We start from the raw sequence: 16,775 nt of genomic DNA, 5'->3' as shown, positions 1-16,775 counted from the left end.
GCTTCCTGCGGCGATCGTCCCGTCCCCTGTCGGCACCGACAAGAAGGCACTCTCATGTCACCCACGCACACCGTGGTAACCACCCCGGCCGCACAGCTGGAGCCGTGTGGGCGCGCCGAGCATCCCGACTGCGGCATCCGCGACGTGCTGGACCGGCTCGGCGACCGGTGGTCGGTCCTGGTCGTGGTCGAGTTGGCGGCCGGGCCCCGGCGCTTCCGCCAGCTGCAACGGTCGATCGACGGCATCTCGCAGCGCATGCTCACGCTCACCGTCCGCCGGCTGGAGCGGGACGGGCTGGTGACCCGTACCGTCTATCCGACCGTCCCCGCCCAGGTCGACTACCGGCTGACCGACGTCGGCGCCAGCCTGACCCACCTGGTCAAGGCGCTGGCCGACTGGTCACTCGCGCACCGACCGGTCATCGCCGCCGCCCGCCAGCGCTACGACGACCGCACCGGCGAGCACCCGGCCGGCTGAACCCGGGCCGGCCCGCAGCTGACGCTGCGGGCCGGCACGCCGGCACCAGGAGCCCTGGCCTCAGGGGACCACGCTGACCATCCGGCCCGGGACCACGATCACCTTGCGCGGCGTACGGCCGCCCAGGTGTTCGGCGACGGCGGCCAGCGCGGCGGTCCGTACCTCTTCCTCGGCGGCCTCGGCCGGCACCTCCACGCGCCCCCGGACCTTCCCCGCCACCTGCACCGGGTAGGTCACCGACGCGGCCCGCAGCAGCGCCGGGTCGGCCACCGGGAAATCGGCGTACGCCAGCGAGCCGGTGTGGCCCAGCCGCTGCCACAGCTCCTCCGCCACGTGCGGGGCGAACGGCGCCAGCATCAGGACCAGCGGCTCGGCCGCCTCCCGGGGCGTCGCGGGCAGCCGGGTCAGCGCGTTGGTCAGCTCGATCAGCTTCGCGATCGCCGTGTTGAACCGCAGCCCGTCCATGTCGGCGCGGACACCGTCGACGATCCGGTGCGTCAGCCGGCGGACCTCGTCGGCGGCGGGCGCGTCGGTCACCCGGGACGCGCCGGTGTGCTCGTCGACCAGGGCCCGCCACACCCGCTGCAGGAACCGGTACGAACCGACGACCGCCCGGGTCTCCCAGGGACGGGAGACCTCCAGCGGGCCCATCGACATCTCGTACACCCGGAACGTGTCGGCGCCGTAGGCCTCGCACATCTCGTCCGGGGTGACCACGTTGCGCAGGCTCTTGCCCATCTTGCCGTACTCGCGGTCGACCGCGACGTCGCCGTGGAACCAGCCGCCGTCGCGTTCGGTCACCTCGGCCGCGTCGACGTAGGCGCCCCGCGCGTCGGTGTACGCGTACGCCTGGATGTAGCCCTGGTTGAACAGCCGGCGGAACGGTTCGACGCTGGAGACGTGCCCCAGGTCGAACAGCACCTTGTGCCAGAACCGGGCGTACAGCAGGTGCAGCACGGCGTGCTCGACACCGCCGACGTACAGGTCGACGCCGCCGCAGTCGGTCGCCGACGCCGGCCCCATCCAGTACCGCTCGTTGGCCGGGTCGACGAACGCTTCGCTGTTGGTCGGGTCGGCGTAGCGCATCTCGTACCAGCAGGAGCCGGCCCACTGCGGCATCGTGTTGGTCTCCCGGCGGTAGCGCTGCCGGCCGGCGGGGGCCCCCGGCACCCCGGTCAGGTCCAGCTCCACCTCGACCCACTCGGTGGCCCGCGACAGCGGCGTCTCCGGGTCGGACCCGGCGTCGTCGGGGTCGAAGGTACGCGGCGAGAAGTCGTCGACCTCGGGCAGCTCCAGCGGCAGCATGCTCTCCGGCAGCGGGATCGGCAGACCGGTTTCGTCGTAGACGATCGGGAACGGCTCGCCCCAGTAGCGTTGCCGGCTGAACAGCCAGTCCCGCAGCCGGTAGGTGACCGCGCCCCGGCCGTGGCCGCCCGCCTCCAGCCAGGCGATGATCCGTTCCTTGGCCTCGGTCACCGCCAGGCCGTCGAGGAAGTCACTGTTCATCGCCGGCCCGTCACCGGTGTACGCCTTGCCGGTGAAGCCCTCCGGCGGCGTCACCGTCCGCACGATCGGCAGGTCGAACACCTCGGCGAAGTCCCAGTCCCGCTCGTCCTGGGCGGGCACCGCCATGATCGCCCCGGTGCCGTAGCCGGCCAGCACGTAGTCGGCGATGAAGATCGGCAGTCGTGCGCCGTTGACCGGGTTCGTGGCGTACGCACCGACGAAGACCCCGGACTTGTCCCGGCTCTCGGCCTGCCGCTCGGCGTCGGTGCGGCCGGCGGCCTGCTTGCGGTACGCCTCGACCGCCTCGGCCGGGGTGGCGTGCCCGCCGGTCCACGCCGGCCGGGTGCCCTCCGGCCAGGCCACCGGCACCAGCGCATCGACCAGGGTGTGCTCGGGAGCCAGCACCATGTAGGTGGCACCGAAGACGGTGTCCGGGCGGGTGGTGAAGACCTCGATCGGCGCGGCGTCGGTCGGGAAGGTGATATGCGCACCGGTGGACCGGCCGATCCAGTTGCGCTGCATCAGCTTGATCGGCTCCGGCCAGTCCAGCAGCTCCAGGTCGTCCAGCAGCCGGTCGGCGTACGCGGTGATCCGCATCATCCACTGCCGCAGGTTGCGCTTGAAGACCGGGAAGTTGCCACGCTCGGAGCGGCCGTCGGCGGTGATCTCCTCGTTGGCCAGTACGGTGCCCAGGCCCGGACACCAGTTGACCGGTGCCTCGGAGATGTACGCCAGCCGGTGTGCGTCGACCGCCTCGCGCTGCTCCCGGTCGGTCAGCTCCGACCAGGCCCGCCCGTCGGGGGTGGCCCGCTGCCCGGACTCGTACGCGGCGATCAGCTCGCTGACCGGGCGGGCCCGGCCGGCGTCGGCGTCGTACCAGGAGTTGAAGACCTGCAGGAAGATCCACTGAGTCCAGCGGTAGAACTCGACGTCGGTGGTGGCCACCGACCGCCGGTCGTCGTGGGCCAGCCCCAGCATGCGCAGCTGGGCCCGGTACCGCTCGATGTTGGCCTCGGTGGTGGTCCTGGGGTGCTGACCGGTCTGCACCGCGTACTGCTCGGCGGGCAGGCCGAACGCGTCGAAGCCCATCGCGTGCAGCACGTTGCGCCCGGCCATCCGCTGGTAGCGGCCGTAGCAGTCGGTGCCGATGAAGCCCAGCGGGTGACCGACGTGCAGCCCGGCCCCGGAGGGGTACGGAAACATGTCCAGCAGGAAGAGCTTGTCGGCGCCGGCACGCGGATGCTCCGGGTCGGCCAGCGGGCCGGTCGGGTTGGGCGCGTGGAACGTACCGTCCTGTTCCCAGCGCTGCTGCCACCGCCGTTCGATCTCGCCCGCCATCGCGGCGGTGTACCGGTACGGGGGGATGTCCGCTCCGGTCTCGGCTGCCTCGCTCATCGTCGGTCGCCACCTCAGGTATCGGTCGTGGGCTGTCATCTGTCGGTTCGGGGGCCGGGCGTCGGCCCGGGTCCGGGGGTACCCGGGCATGAAAAAACCCCTCGCGCAGGAGGGGTCGCCGTGCTGTCGCCACCGGGCGGGGGCCGTCGTGGGTCAGGCCTCCGGGTGGGTCAGCACGGCCGGAGAAGGAGCAGGAAGGCACCGGCCATACCGGCAGTCTACCGGTACCCGCAACTCACATCGACGGGCCTGCCGAGGTCCGCCGTACCCGTCGCGGGCTCGCTCAGTCGCGGCCCCGACCGGGCTGGGTCGCGGTGTCGTCCAGATCCGTTCCGGTCCGCGCCGCCGGCTCGGCGAGGTCGTCGAACCGGCTCTGCGCCGACATCGGCGTACCGGACCGGTACGCGGCCCGGGCCAGCGCGTACCCGCCGACCGGGGCGGTGAGCAGCTGCAGAAGGATGGCCACGGTCACCACGACAGCGGTACGCGGGCTCGGCAGCAGGGTCAGCACGCCGAGCAGGATCAGGGTCAGGCCCAGGCTGGCCGCCTTGGCGACGGCGTTCATCCGGTTGTAGATGTCCGGTAGCCGCAGCAGCCCGACCGCGGTGATCCCGATCAGCAGGGTGCCGGCGCCCAGTAGCACCGTGGCGAGGATCGTCGAGACGTTCACCGGCTCCTCCGTTCCACCAGGCGGGCGAGCGCGACGGTCGCCAGGAAACCGACCAGGGTCGCGGTCAGCACGAGGTCCAGCAGGGCAGGGATCCGCAGCCGGGCGGCCAGGACCGCGACGGCGGCGATGAAGACGAAGAAGCCGAAGTCGAGCGCGGCGGCCCGGTCGGCGTCGGTCGGCCCGACGACGAGCCGGACGATCGCGGCCAGCATGGCCGCCGCGAGTACGCCGAGGACGAGATCGAGTCCGGTCACGACGGGTTCACCTCCGGTCGTACCTGGTCGCCGACGTCGCCGGGGTGGTCGCCGGAGCGCTCACCGGACCGGTCGCCGGTGTCGCGGACCGGCCGGACCGCGGGCAGCATGCGGTCCTGCAGCCGGGCGAGTTCGGCGCGGAAGGTCTGCGGGTCCTCCGCGTGCATGCCGTGGACGAACAACGTCGGCGGGTCCTGGCGGATCGCCACGGTCAGCGTCCCCGGGGTGAGCCCCACCGCCAACGCCATCAGCACGACCTCGGTCGGGGTCCGGGTCCGCAGCCGGATCTCCACGATCCCCGGCGACAGACCGCTGCCCGGGGTGACGATCTCCCGGGCGACGACGAGGTTGGCGACCACCAGTCGTACGGCGAAGTAGCCGATGAACCGTGACACCCGGACGGCCCGCAGCGCGAACCGCCCCGGCAGGCTCGCCCGCCAGCCGGTGCCGGTGCCGCCGCGCCCGCTCATCGCCCGGTCACCGCCTCGACGTACGCCTGCGGGTCGATCAGGCCGGCGGCGGCCACGGCGGCCAGGTCGAGCAGGGGCGCGGCGGCCGGACCGAGCAGCAGGGTGGCCACCGTCAGCGCCAGCGCCGGCAGGGTCATGGCCGCCCCGATCCGCGCCGGCGGCCGAACCCCGACCTGCTCACGGACCCCGACCTGCTCACCGGCATCGACCGGGGCACGGACCCCGGCCTGCTCACCGGCATCGACCGGGGCGCGGACGTCGACCTGCTCACCGGCGCTGACCGGGGCACGGACACCGGCCGGGGCGTCCGGCTCGGGCCGCGCCGCCGAGCCTGCGGAGTTGGGTGCCCGGGTGACGCCGGCCGGGCCGGCCGGACCCGACGGCGGCTCGCCCCAGAAGACCAGGTCCCAGATTTTGATCATCGAGATGAGCGTGCCCAGGCTGACCACCACCGCGACGGTGAAGATCAGGTAGTCGCCGTCGGCCGCCGCCGCCCGCAGCAGGAGGAACTTGGCCAGGAATCCGGAGAACGGCGGCATCCCGGCCAGCGACAGGGCCGCGCCGACGAACGCGAGTGCGAGCAGCCGGTGCACCGCCGCGAGACCGCCGAGCCGGTCCAACCGGTCGGTGCCGTAGCCCACCGTCACCGCTCCCGCGCACAGGAACAGGGCCGCCTTGACCAGGATGTACTGGACCAGGAAGAAGATCGCGGCGGTCAGCGCCGCCGGGCTGAACACCGCCAGCCCGATCAGCAGGTAGCCGATCTGACTGACCATGTGGAAGGCCAGCACCGTACGCATGGTGTGCTCACCGAGCGCGCCCAGCACCCCGATCACCATCGTGACCGAGGCGGCGAGCCCGATGAGCCACTGGTACGGCACGGCGCCGTCGTAGACCACCGCGACGATCCGCAGGATCGCGTAGACGCCCACCTTGGTCAGGATCCCGGAGAACAGCGCGGTCACCACCGGGGGCGCGTACGGGTAGCTGCGCGGCAGCCAACCGTGCAGCGGCACCACGGCGGCCTTGACCGCCAGGGCCAGCAGCACGACCGCCCCGGCGATGGCCAGTCCGCCCGACCCGCTGGCGCCCGCACCGGCCAGTTCACCGAGGTCGACGGTGCCGGCAACGGCGTAGACCAGCCCCACCCCGGCCAGGAAGATCGTCGAGGCCAGCAGATTGACCGTGACGTAGACCCGCCCGGCGGTGATCCGCTCCCGCCCGCCGCCGGTGGTCAGCAGCACGTACGAGGGCACCAGCATGACCTCGACCATGACGAAGAGGTTGAACAGGTCGGCGGTGAGTAAGGCCCCGTACGCGCCGGCGCTGCTGATCAGCACCAGCGGTACGAAGTAGGGTCGCCGGTCGTCACCGGATCCGGCGGCGAACACGCCGCAGGCCAGTTGCACCGCCGCCACCGTGACGATCAGCAGGGCGCTGAGCGTGTCCGCCGCGAGGCTGATCGCGATGCCGGCCGGCCAGCCGCCGATCCGTTCGGCGACGACGTCGCCGTCGCGAACATCGGCGAGCAGGACGACGCCGACGACCACCACGACCGCTGAGGTCGCCAGCCAGCCGGCCCGGTGCAGCACCGCACGCCCGGGCAGCGCGGTCAGCAGCCCGGCGACCACCAGCGGCAGCACGATCGGAAGCACCAGCGCCGTGCCGTTCATCGGCCCTCCCGCTTCCGGTCGGTGCCGGCGGTTGCGTCATCCCGGGCAAGTTCGTCGGTGACCGCTCGTGGTTCGGTCAGCACCGGCTCGGCCGGCGCGCCGGCCGCCGGCCCGGCCGGCGGGGCCGGCCGCTGCGCTGCCGGAGTCGGCGACGGCTCACCGAGTTCGAGATCGGGCCGGTCGCGCTCAGGTGGGCTGGCCAGGGTGAGGGCGAGCAGGTACACGGTGATCCCGAAGGTGATGACGATGGCGGTCAACGCGAACGCCTGGGGCAACGGGTCGGCGGTGGTGGCAAGGTCCACCTCGCCCAGCGGTGGTTCCCTGCGCCACAGCCCGCCGGCGGCCAGCAGCAGGGCGTTGACGGCGTGCCCGAGCAGGACGAATCCGATGATCACCCGGATCAGGCCCCGGTGCAGGATCAGGTACACCCCGGCGGCGGTCAGGATGCCGACCATCAGCGCCACGGTCATCGTGTCGGCACCTCCTGGGTGGCCCCGGTGGGTGCCGCCGCAGCCGTGGCGGATCGTCGCGGCTCGACGACCGGCCGCACGTCGGTCGCGCCCAGCCGGTCCACCGCCGCGGTGACCAGTCCGACCACCATCAGGTAGATGCCGACGTCGAACAGCGTCACCGGGGTGACGGACAACCCGAGCGCCGACACCGACGGGGTGTGCTGCGGAGTGAGGAACGGCTCGCCGAGCAGCAGCGCGGACAGCCCCACGGCCAGGCAGGTCAGCAGCCCGACGGCCAGCAGCGGAGCCGGCCGTAGCCAGCGCCGCACGGTCGCCCGGCTGCCCCCGTAGGCCAACTGCCCGAGACCGATCGCGGCCCCCGCGACCAGCGCGGCGATGAAGCCACCGCCGGGTTCGTCGTGGCCACGCAGGAACAGGTACGCGGAGACGACGAGCATCACCGGGGTGAGCAGCCGGTGCGCGAACCGCAGTACCAGGTCGGGGCCGCCACCGCCGGTGCCGCCGGACCCGTCGGTCGCGCCGGTGCCGCCAGCCGCGCTGGTCGCGCCGGTACCTGCGGGGGCGTCTCCGGCGCGGCCGACCTGGCCGGCCCGGAACAGTCCGATCAGGCCGAGCGCCACGGCGACCAGGACGCTGGCCTCGCCGAGGGTGTCGAACGCCCGGAAGTCGACCAGGATCACGTTGACCACGTTCTCGCCGCCGGTCTGCGGCTCGGCGGTACGCAGGAAGTAGTCCCCGGCTGTCGACAACTCCCGGCGGCCGGTCAGGGCCAGCGTGGCCACGACGGCGACGATGCCGGCGGCGGCCGCGAGCGCGCCAGCGAAGAAGCTCACCGGTTGCCGCCCGGCCCCGGGCAGCCGGGCCGGCAACCGCCGCAGCACGAGCATCCCGACCACCGCGGTCAGCACTTCGACCAGCATCAACGTCAGCGCGACGTCCGGCGCGCCGGCGAGCAGGAACCAGGTGGCGACCAGCAGGCCGACCAGGCCGAGCAGCGCGATCGCGGCCAGTGCCGAACGGACCGTCACGATCCCGGCGGTCGCCACCGCCACGAGCACCAGCAGTGGCCAGTCGCCGACGGCGGGGCCCGTGGGCGGCCACAACGGTGACGGCGGCGACGACGCGAGCGCCCAACTGCCGACCGCGCCCAGCAGCACCAGCACCAGCACCGGTCGGAACAGGTGGGCACCGGGCGAGTCGTAGCGGGCCGGCCGGCCGACCAGATGGCCCAGCCGCAGCAGCGCCGCGTAGCCGCGGTCGAACATGGTCGCGCCGGCGGGTGGCAACGGCACCGCGTGCACGATCCGGTCGACCCGGGCGCGGGCGGCGAACAACGCGAAGCCGAGCCCGACGGTCAGCACCGACAGTCCCAGCGCCGGGGTGAACCCGTGCCAGAACGCCACGTACGGTGGTTCCCCGCCCGGGTCGGCGTTGCGCGCGGCCCGGTCGATCAGCGGGCCGAGCAGGGCGGCGGCCGGGCCGAGCACCAGGCTGAGCAACGCCGCCACCCCGGCCGGGGCGAGGAAGGTCAGCGCCGGCTCGTACAGGTCGGGTTGCCGGGTGGGCCCGGCGAAGGTCTCGTAGACGATCCGCGCGCCGTAGGCGAAGGTCAGCACCGACGCGGACACGGCCAGCACCTCGGCGGTCGGGCTCAGCCAGGGCTCCACCCCGGTCGTGATCAACGCTTCGAAGATCGCTTCCTTGCTGACGAAGCCGAGCAGCGGGGCCAGCCCGGCCATCGACATCGCCGCGAGCCCGGTCAGCGTCGCGGTCACCGGCATCACCCGCCGCAGCCCGGACAGCTGACGGATGTCGCGGCTGCCGGCCTCCCGGTCGATGATGCCGACGAGCATGAACAGGGTGGCCTTGAACAGCGCGTGGGCCACCGTGTGCAGCACGGCGGCGGCCAGGGCGGCCGTGGTGCCGACCCCGATCACCCCGACCAGCAGGCCCAGTTGGCTGACCGTCGAGTAGGCCAGCATCGCCTTGAGGTCGTGTTGACGCAACGCCAGGAAGGCACCGAGCACGGCGGTCCCGAGCCCGCCGAGGACCAGGGTGATGGTCCAGGCCGGCTGGTCGGCGTAGATCGGCGAGAAGCGGATCAGCAGGTAGATGCCGGCCTTGACCATCGTAGCCGCGTGCAGGTACGCGCTGACCGGGGTGATCGCCACCATCGCGCTGGGCAGCCAGAAGTGGAACGGGAACTGCGCCGACTTGGTGAACGCCGCCACGATCAGCAACGCCCCGACCGCCCAGGCCGCCGGGGAGGCGAGCAACCGGTCCGGGTGAGCCAGAATCGTGGTGAGGTCACTGGTCCCGAGAGTGCCGGCCAGGACCACGACGGCGGCCAGCAACGCCAGTCCGCCGCCGGCGGTGACCAGCAGGGCCCGGGTCGCCGGCCGGGCCGCCGCCGGACTGGCCAGGCCGATCAGGAAGAACGAGCAGAGCGTGGTCAGTTCCCAGAACAGGAACAGCAGCACCACGTCGGACGCGAAGACCAGGCCGAGCATCGCGACGGTGAACAGGGTCAGCAGCGTGTAGAGGCTGGTGTACCGGCTGTCCGGGGTGAGATAGCGCGGGCAGTACATCATGATCAGCGCGCCGACGCCGAGCACGAGCAGCCCGAAGACCATCGACAGGCCGTCCAGACGTAGCGCGAACGCCACCTCCAGTGACGGCAGCCACGGCGCGGTGACCGCGATCGCGCCGTTGTCGAGCATCACCGGCATCCGCGAGGCGAGCAGTCCGCAGCTGACCAGATAGCCGAGGGCGAGCGGGTATCCGGCGTCGCGGCCGAGCAGGCGGGTGAGCAGTGGTGCGGTGGCGGCGAGTCCGGTCAGCAGGACCAGCACCGCGACCATGGTCAACGCCGGACTCCCCTACCGCGGCCAGCGCGACGGTGCCCGTAGCCGGTCGTGGTGCCCGTAGCAGTGGCGCCCGCCATCTCAGGCGTCCTCGGTGGCGGCGAGCAGGACCGGCCGGTCGGCGTGGCGCAGCACCTGGTCGGCGACGCCACCGAGCAGCCGGGTGGACAGTCCGCTGCCGCGCCGCCCGATGACGATCAGGTCGACGTCGTTGCTGCGAGCGGTGTCCAACAGCGCCCGCGCCGGGGTGCCGGTGAGGATCTCCGTACGGCTCGCCCCGGCCCCGCCCCCGGCGGACGCCGCGCCGGCCCGGTCCCGCAGCACTTCGCGGGCGTGGGCGAGGTCCTCGTCCTCCTCGTCGGTCCGCTCGTCCGGGTCGACCTGGGGTGCCAGGTCCACGACCGTGGCCAGGATCAGCTCGCCGACCCGGTCGCCGAGCACCTCCCGGGCGGTGCGCAGCGCCCGGTCGGCGTCGGCGGAGCCGTCCACCCCGACCAGCACCCGTGGGCCGGTGCCGGGGTGACCGGGCCGGCCCGGTCGCCCCGGCGTGGCCCGGGTCTCCAGCCGGGCGGTGCCGGTGGCGCCGCGTTCCATCGCGATCGGGACGAACAGCAGTCCGAGCACGGCGCCGAGCAGGTACCAGTACCAGGCGCGGCGACCCCGCCGGGTCATGAACACCGCGACCGCGGTGACTCCGGAGAGCACCCACACCGCGACGACGACCGCCACGTACCCGGCCGTGGACATCCGACTCCTCTCCGTACCGCCCGCCAGGGGCGGCACCCGCGTCCGGCGGACCGGATGACCTGGACCGCGTGGGATGTCGTGAGGTACTGCCCAGTCCGTGCCACGGTGAACCCTGCTGTCCGTCACGTCCCCTTCAGCCCGCTGCCGGCAACGACCGCACCACTAGCACCCTCAGGTCGGCAATGATCACGGACGGTTACCCGGACCGATCCGGTTCATGTCCGACGAGGGCCTGGTCCTGCGGGTCGTCGGACCGGTTGAACCCGCGCGGTCACCGTCACGTACTCCAGTCGGGAGGCGGGTTCCGGCTGCCCGGGCCGGACCGGGTCATCCTGTGGATGGCGTGGCGGCGGGCGGCCGGGTCATCCTGTGGATGGCGTCAGGTAGGAGAACGGATAGCCTGAGAGGCGTGTGGGGTACCTGCGGCGGGTGGCGACGGTGCCCCACGTGACCCGGCGGCGAGGCGACCGGACCGACCGGTACGCCGACGCCGCACGACGAGGAGGAGGGTCGTGACCCAAGACACCTGGGACGATCTGGGTGCTCCGTTGCCCCATGACGAGTTCCGCACCGTGACCGACGCGATCGTGGCCAACATCGAGCAGGTCATCGAGGGGAAGACCGCAACGGTCCGGTTGGCGCTCGCCGTCCTGCTCGCCGAAGGCCACCTCCTGATCGAGGACGTTCCCGGCGTCGGCAAGACCAAGCTGGCCAAGACGCTCGCGCGGTCCATCGACTGTTCGGTACGCCGGATCCAGTTCACCCCCGACCTGCTGCCCAGTGACGTGACCGGGGTCAGCGTCTACAACCAGGACAACCACGACTTCGAGTTCAAGCCCGGAGCGGTCTTCGCCAACCTGGTGGTCGGTGACGAGATCAACCGGGCGTCGCCGAAGACGCAGGCCGCGTTGCTGGAGTGCATGGAGGAGCGGCAGGTCACCGTCGACGGCACGACCTACGAGCTGCGCACCCCGTTCATGGTGATCGCCACCCAGAACCCGATCGAGATGGAGGGCACCTATCCCCTGCCGGAGGCGCAGCGGGACAGGTTCACCGCCCGGATCGCGATGGGCTACCCGGATCCGAGCGCCGAGTTGGCGATGCTCGACGGGCACGGCGCGGTGGACCCCATCCACCAGCTGCGGCCGGTCTCGGACGCCAACGGCGTACGGCAGCTGATCGCGACCGTCCGGGAGGTGCACGTCGCCGACCCGGTCAAGCAGTACGCGGTGGACCTGGTCACCGCGACCCGGGAGTCCCCGGAGCTGCGGCTGGGCGCGTCGCCCCGGTCGACCCTGCAGCTGCTGCGCACCGCCCGCGCGGTCGCCGCGCTGGAGGGCCGCGACTACGTGCTCCCCGACGACCTGCAGGCACTGGCCGTACCGGTGCTCGCCCACCGGCTCATCCCGACCGCCGAGGCGCAACTGGCCCGGCGTACCACCGACGCGATCATCGCGGAGCTGGTCCACCGGCTGCCGCTACCGCACGAGCGGCAGCGGCCGGCGGCAGCGGCGTACGACGGTCGGCCCTTCGGTGCCGAGGGCGTGGCACCGGTGCCGTTCGATTCCCGGGGGCGCTGATCGATGCGTGAGGCGCTGCGCGGCCTGACCACCCGCGGCCGGTCGTTCCTGGCGGCCGGCACCGCGGCGGTCGTGTCGGCGCTGATCCTCGGCGAGAAGGACCTGCTGCGGGTCGCCATCCTGTTGGCCCTGCTCCCGCTGCTGGCCGCGGCCTACGTGGGCCGCAGCCGGTACAAGCTGGCCTGCACCCGCTCGTTGGAGCCGCACCGGGTGCCGGTGGGTGCCAACGCCCGGGTGGTCCTGCGCCTGCACAACCTGTCCCGGTTGCCGACCGGCACCCTGTTGCTGGAGGACCGGCTGCCGTACGCCCTGGGGACCCGCCCCCGGGTGGTGCTGGAACGGCTCGGTGCCCAGCAGGCGAGTTCGGTGGCGTACACGGTGCGCGCCGACGTCCGGGGCCGCTACGAGGTCGGACCACTGGTGGTCCGACTGACCGACCCGTTCGGGTTGTGCGAGTTGACGCGGGCGTTCCCCAGCGTCGACCGACTCACCGTGATCCCGCAGGTCACCGCGCTGCCGACGGTCCGGCTGGCCAGCGAGTACGCCGGTTCGGGCGACAGCCGGGCCCGGTCGGTGGCGGTGCACGGCGAGGACGATTCGGCGACCCGGGAGTACCGGCGCGGCGACGACCTGCGCCGGGTGCACTGGAAGTCGACCGCCCGCACCGGTGAGCTGATGGTGCGCCGGGAGGAGCAGCCCTGGGAGAGCCGGGCCACCGTGGTGCTCGACACCCGGGCGTACGCCCACCAGGGTGACGGGCCGACGGCCAGCTTCGAATGGGCGGTGGCGGCGACCGCGAGCGTCGCCGTACACCTGCGCGGCAGCGGTTACCGGCTGCGGCTGGTCACCGGCCTCGGCGTCGACACCGACGCCACCGAGGCCGACGGCGACGGCCTGCTGCTGGACTGTCTGGCCGACGTCACCGCCAGTCAACGCAGCGACGTCGCGACCCTGGTCGAGCAGATCCGTCGCCGGTCGGACAGTTCACTGGTGGTGGCCGTACTCGGCGCGTTGACCCTGCCGGAGGCCGAGTTGCTGGCCGGGCTGCGGGGCAACCGGTCGACCTGTATCGCGCTGCTGGTCGACAGCCACAGCTGGCTGAACCTGGGCGAGGCCGAGCGGGCCGAGGTGGCCCGGACGCAGGGGGCGGCGGCGCTGTCGCTGTTGCAGAGCGGCTGGCGGGTGATCGGAGTGAACCACGGCGACCAGTTGCCGTCGTTGTGGCCGCAACTGGCCCGTGGGCCGCAGGGCTTCGCCTGGCGGGCGGCGTTGGCCGAGACGGTAGCCGGAGGTGTCAAGTGACCGGCCGCAGACACCTGGGTCTGGTCGCCGCGGCGGCCACCCTGATGGCCGCCGCCCCGATGGGGACCATTTTCGCCAGTTGGACCTGGTTGGTGCAGTGTGCGATCACCGTCGCACTGGTGTCCGGGGCCGGCCTGCTGGCCCGGACGCTGGGCGGGCCGGCCTGGCTGCACCCGGTGGCCATGGTGGGTGCCCTGCTGCTCGGGCTGACCTGGCTGTTCCCCAGCGGCGACGAGTTCCTCGTGGTGCTGCCCTCCCCTGCGACGTTCGCCCACTTCGGCGGACTGTTCGCCCAGTCCGCGCAGGACGTGCACGCCTACGGCGTACCGGTGCCCGACGGCGACGCCCTGCTGTTCATCACCGCCCTGGGTATCGGCGCGGTCGCCGTCGTCGTCGACGTGCTGACGGTGACGTTGCGCCGGCCCGCGCTGGCCGGTCTGCCGATGCTGGCCATCTACTCGGTGCCGGTGGCGATCTACGTGGACAGTGTCCCGGCGGTGCCGTTCGTGGTGGGCGCGGTCGGCTATTTGTGGCTGCTGATGGCCGACAACGTCGACCGGGTACGCCGGTTCGGCCGACGGTTCACCGGCGACGGCCGCGACGTCGACGTGTGGGAGCCGTCACCGCTGGCCGCCGCCGGCCGTCGGCTGGCGCTGGTCGGTGTGGTCGTCGCGGTGGCGGTCCCGGTGGCGATCCCCGGGATGACCTCGGGACTGCTGACCAATCTCAGCGGTGCCGGGGTGGGCGGCACCGGCCTGGGCACCGGACCGGGTCAGGTGAACCTGTTCGCGGCGTTGAGCGGCCAGCTCAACCAGAGCGAGGTCACCGAGATGCTGCGGGTGACGACGAACGATCCGGATCCGGGGTACCTCCGGATCGGGATCGCCGACGAGATCAGCCAGGAGGGCTTCGCCAACCGGTCGCCGGGCGGACGGCCGGGGTCGGCGTTGTCGCTGCGCGACCCTCGCGAAGATCCCCGGCTGCTCACCACCGGGGTGACCCGGGAAGAGTTCGAAGCGACGGTCGAGGTCGCGCAGGGCTTCAACATGGCGTTGCTGCCGACGTACCCGGTGCCGGTGCGGATGCGCGACGTGGACGACAGTTGGGCGTACGACCGGACCGCACAGGTCGTCTTCTCCGGCCGGTCCCGGGCGCGGGGCATGACCTACGGCTTCGACTACGTCCGTTCCTCGTACACGCCGGGCGCGCTGCGCCGGTCGCAGCCGCTGCCGGCCGACGACGACCTGCGGGTACGGCTCACCGAGGTGCCGCAGGTCCCGCAGGTCACCGCCCTGGTGGCGGAGCTGACCGCAGGCGCGCGGACCGACTACGACCGGGTCCGGGCCATCTACGACCATTTCTCCCGCGACAACGGCTTCACCTACAGTCTGGCCACCGAGGGCGGCACGGCCAGCCAGGACATCGTCAACTTCCTCGACAACAAGGTCGGTTTCTGTCAGCAGTACGCGGCGGCGATGGCCTGGCTGGTCCGGGCGGCGGACATCCCGGCCCGGGTGGCGTTCGGCTTCACCAACGGCTCCCGGCAGGTGGAGAACACCTACACGTTGACCAACCTGAACCTGCACGCCTGGACCGAGGTCTACTTCGACGGGCTCGGCTGGGTGCCGTTCGATCCGACGCCGGCGGCGAGCGTGCCGGGGTCGGTGCGCTCCGAGTGGGCGCCGGACGTGGACGCCCCCGACGACGCCGGTCCGTCCGCCGGGCCGACCGCCGGGCCGACCGACGGTCCGTCGGCGGCGCCGCTGCCGCAGACCGATCCGGGCAACGTCGACCCGGGTGACGAGGGCCTGGCCGGGACGTCGACCACGCCGACCGGCCCGACGTGGCCGCTGTGGACGTTGGCGGCGGTGGCGGTCCTGCTGGCGCTGGCGGCGGTGCCGGCGGCGCGGCGGGCCACCGTACGTCGCCGACGGCTCAGCAGCACCCTGGGCGCTGCTCCCGGCGCCGTCGCCGACCCGGCGTCGGCTCCCGGCGGCGCGGCCGGCCCGGTCATGACGGTGACCGGCGCGGACGCGGGGGCGGCCCGGGAACATGCGCACGCCGCCTGGAACGAACTGATCGACACCATGGTCGATCTGCGGGTACCGGTGGACCGGTCGGAGACCCCACGGGCGACCGCCGAACGGCTCGCGGCGATCGGGGCGGTCCGCGACGGCGGGGCGACCGACGCGGTACGGCTGCTCGGCCGGGCCGAGGAGCGGGCACGGTACGCCCGGCAGCCGATGCAGGGCGGGGCGTTGGTCGAGGCGCTCGACCGGACCCGGGCGGCGTTGGCGGCGGGTGCCAACCGTCGGACCCGGCTGCTGGCCCGGCTGCTGCCGCCGTCGGTGCTGCTGCACTGGCGCGCCCAGATCACGGACACGTACGGGCGGGTGGTCGGGGTGGTCGGGCAGTGGCGCGACGCCGTCGCCCGGTTCAGCCCACGCCGGCTGTTGGCGAGCCGGCTGGGTCGCTAGTTCTCCGGCGGACCGGGCCGGACCACTTTCGGGAATCCGGCAACCTGCGGCCGGCCGGCCCGGCATAATCGCCCTCGTGCCACAGCGGCGATCCGTCGGACGCGGTCTAGGGACCGGCGGGACAGTGCGCGCTCCGATCCGGGGCGCTGCTGCGGCATGCCCGATCGTGACCAGTGCCCGGGGCGGCCCGGCACCGGGCTCGGCTGCGCTGGGCAGCACGGCACCGGGCACGCCGACGCTGGGCGGCACGGCACCGGGCACGCCGACGCTGGGCAGCACGGCGGCGCTGACCCTGGTCGCGGGAACGACATCACCGCCCGGGACGGATCCGGCCCGGGCGGCAGAGCTCCGCCGGTCAGGTCAGCGGTGGCCCTCCGGCCGCTGGCGCCAACGCTCCTCCAGCCGGTCGATCAGCGATGACCGTCGTCCGCTGCGGGTCCTGCGGCTCGTCGTCCCGCCGACCACCCGCAGATCGGGTGCGCTGGACTTGCGCTGGGACTGCATGGCGAACGCCGCAGCGCCGAGCATGACCACGAAACCGGCCACGCCCAGCAGCGGCACTTTGCTCACTGTGCCGTAAACGACCAGGGCAAGGCCAATGATGATCACACCGGCAGCGACGAGCAGGCGACGCCGCGTGTGGAAACGCGGGTCGCTGGCGCGCACGGCCGAGGCGAATTTGGGGTCCTCGGCAAGCGACCGCTCGATCTGCTCGAACAGCCGCTGCTCGTGCTCCGAGAGCGGCACGGCACTCCTCCCCGGTCACCGTTGGTCGGCCCGGTCGGACCGACAGACCGTGGCAGCCAACCGGCTGCTTACCCGCAAGTCTACGAGGGGGTTCGCGGGTCGGAAAGCCGGACGACGGACCGCCTAGGTTGATTTTCCGT

The 16,775-nt window shown here is 72.9% G+C and carries 13 protein-coding genes; 4 read left to right on the top strand and 9 right to left on the bottom strand.

The genetic code is table 11. The features are described from left to right. The first annotated feature begins 54 nt into the window (after positions 1 to 54). The gene (locus ACN28F_RS27540; protein ID WP_421360381.1) at positions 55 to 477 is read left to right on the top strand and encodes a winged helix-turn-helix transcriptional regulator; all 423 of its coding nucleotides are present in this window, start codon (positions 55 to 57) and stop codon (positions 475 to 477) included. Positions 478 to 537: 60 nt separating this feature from the next. On the opposite strand, the gene leuS is transcribed toward ACN28F_RS27540, so the two are convergent. From leuS to ACN28F_RS27500, 8 genes are all read right to left on the bottom strand, one after another. Then, positions 538 to 3,378 carry a leucine--tRNA ligase gene (leuS, locus tag ACN28F_RS27535; protein ID WP_289205361.1) on the bottom strand — a complete coding sequence of 947 codons (2,841 nt, stop codon included), beginning with the start codon at positions 3,376 to 3,378 and terminating at the stop codon, positions 538 to 540. A 283-nt stretch (positions 3,379 to 3,661) separates the two neighbouring features. Continuing rightward, positions 3,662 to 4,048, bottom strand: a complete 387-nt coding sequence (mnhG, locus tag ACN28F_RS27530; protein WP_289205360.1) for a monovalent cation/H(+) antiporter subunit G — start codon at positions 4,046 to 4,048, stop codon at positions 3,662 to 3,664. Continuing rightward, positions 4,045 to 4,260, bottom strand: a complete 216-nt coding sequence (locus ACN28F_RS27525) for a monovalent cation/H+ antiporter complex subunit F (RefSeq protein WP_421361537.1) — start codon at positions 4,258 to 4,260, stop codon at positions 4,045 to 4,047. Before ACN28F_RS27525 ends, mnhG begins: the two co-directional genes overlap by 4 nt. Positions 4,261 to 4,298: 38 nt before the next feature. Beyond that, positions 4,299 to 4,772 (bottom strand): Na+/H+ antiporter subunit E, encoded by a 474-nt coding sequence (locus ACN28F_RS27520; protein ID WP_289205359.1) that lies wholly within the window; start codon positions 4,770 to 4,772, stop codon positions 4,299 to 4,301. Next, entirely contained in the window at positions 4,769 to 6,445 is a 1,677-nt protein-coding gene (locus ACN28F_RS27515; protein WP_421360378.1) for a monovalent cation/H+ antiporter subunit D family protein, read from the bottom strand. The genes ACN28F_RS27520 and ACN28F_RS27515 overlap by 4 nt, the downstream gene beginning before the upstream one ends. Next, a complete protein-coding gene (locus ACN28F_RS27510) occupies positions 6,442 to 6,915 on the bottom strand; it encodes a sodium:proton antiporter (protein ID WP_421360376.1) in 474 nt (157 codons plus the stop codon). The genes ACN28F_RS27515 and ACN28F_RS27510 overlap by 4 nt, the downstream gene beginning before the upstream one ends. Further along, positions 6,912 to 9,785: a hydrogen gas-evolving membrane-bound hydrogenase subunit E gene (mbhE, locus tag ACN28F_RS27505; protein ID WP_421360374.1), complete on the bottom strand. Its 2,874-nt coding sequence runs from the start codon at positions 9,783 to 9,785 to the stop codon at positions 6,912 to 6,914. The genes ACN28F_RS27510 and mbhE overlap by 4 nt, the downstream gene beginning before the upstream one ends. Positions 9,786 to 9,863: 78 nt before the next feature. Further along, on the bottom strand, positions 9,864 to 10,529 hold the full coding sequence (locus tag ACN28F_RS27500) for a universal stress protein (RefSeq protein WP_421360372.1): 666 nt from the start codon (positions 10,527 to 10,529) through the stop codon (positions 9,864 to 9,866). 512 nt (positions 10,530 to 11,041) lie between these two features. Between ACN28F_RS27500 and ACN28F_RS27495 the strand changes: the two genes are divergently transcribed. The 3 genes from ACN28F_RS27495 to ACN28F_RS27485 are packed head-to-tail and all read left to right on the top strand — an operon-like array spanning position 11,042 to position 15,888. Further along, positions 11,042 to 12,109: an AAA family ATPase gene (locus ACN28F_RS27495; RefSeq protein WP_289205355.1), complete on the top strand. Its 1,068-nt coding sequence runs from the start codon at positions 11,042 to 11,044 to the stop codon at positions 12,107 to 12,109. A 3-nt stretch (positions 12,110 to 12,112) separates the two neighbouring features. Further along, positions 12,113 to 13,411: a DUF58 domain-containing protein gene (locus ACN28F_RS27490; RefSeq protein WP_289205354.1), complete on the top strand. Its 1,299-nt coding sequence runs from the start codon at positions 12,113 to 12,115 to the stop codon at positions 13,409 to 13,411. Next, complete coding sequence (locus tag ACN28F_RS27485; protein WP_421360370.1) at positions 13,408 to 15,888, top strand: transglutaminase TgpA family protein; 2,481 nt, start codon at positions 13,408 to 13,410, stop codon at positions 15,886 to 15,888. The genes ACN28F_RS27490 and ACN28F_RS27485 overlap by 4 nt, the downstream gene beginning before the upstream one ends. A 360-nt stretch (positions 15,889 to 16,248) precedes the next feature. Here ACN28F_RS27485 and ACN28F_RS27480 read toward each other — a convergent pair whose 3' ends face one another. Then, positions 16,249 to 16,635, bottom strand: coding sequence for a DUF3040 domain-containing protein (locus ACN28F_RS27480; RefSeq protein WP_289205352.1), 387 nt, complete (start codon positions 16,633 to 16,635; stop codon positions 16,249 to 16,251). Positions 16,636 to 16,775: the final 140 nt, after the last annotated feature.

The sequence above is a fragment of the Solwaraspora sp. WMMA2101 genome (assembly GCF_049179175.1).
Classification (GTDB): Bacteria; Actinomycetota; Actinomycetes; order Mycobacteriales; family Micromonosporaceae; genus Micromonospora_E.
The sequence above is the reverse complement of the archived record's forward strand: the minus strand, read 5'-3'. Positions and strand labels throughout refer to the sequence as shown.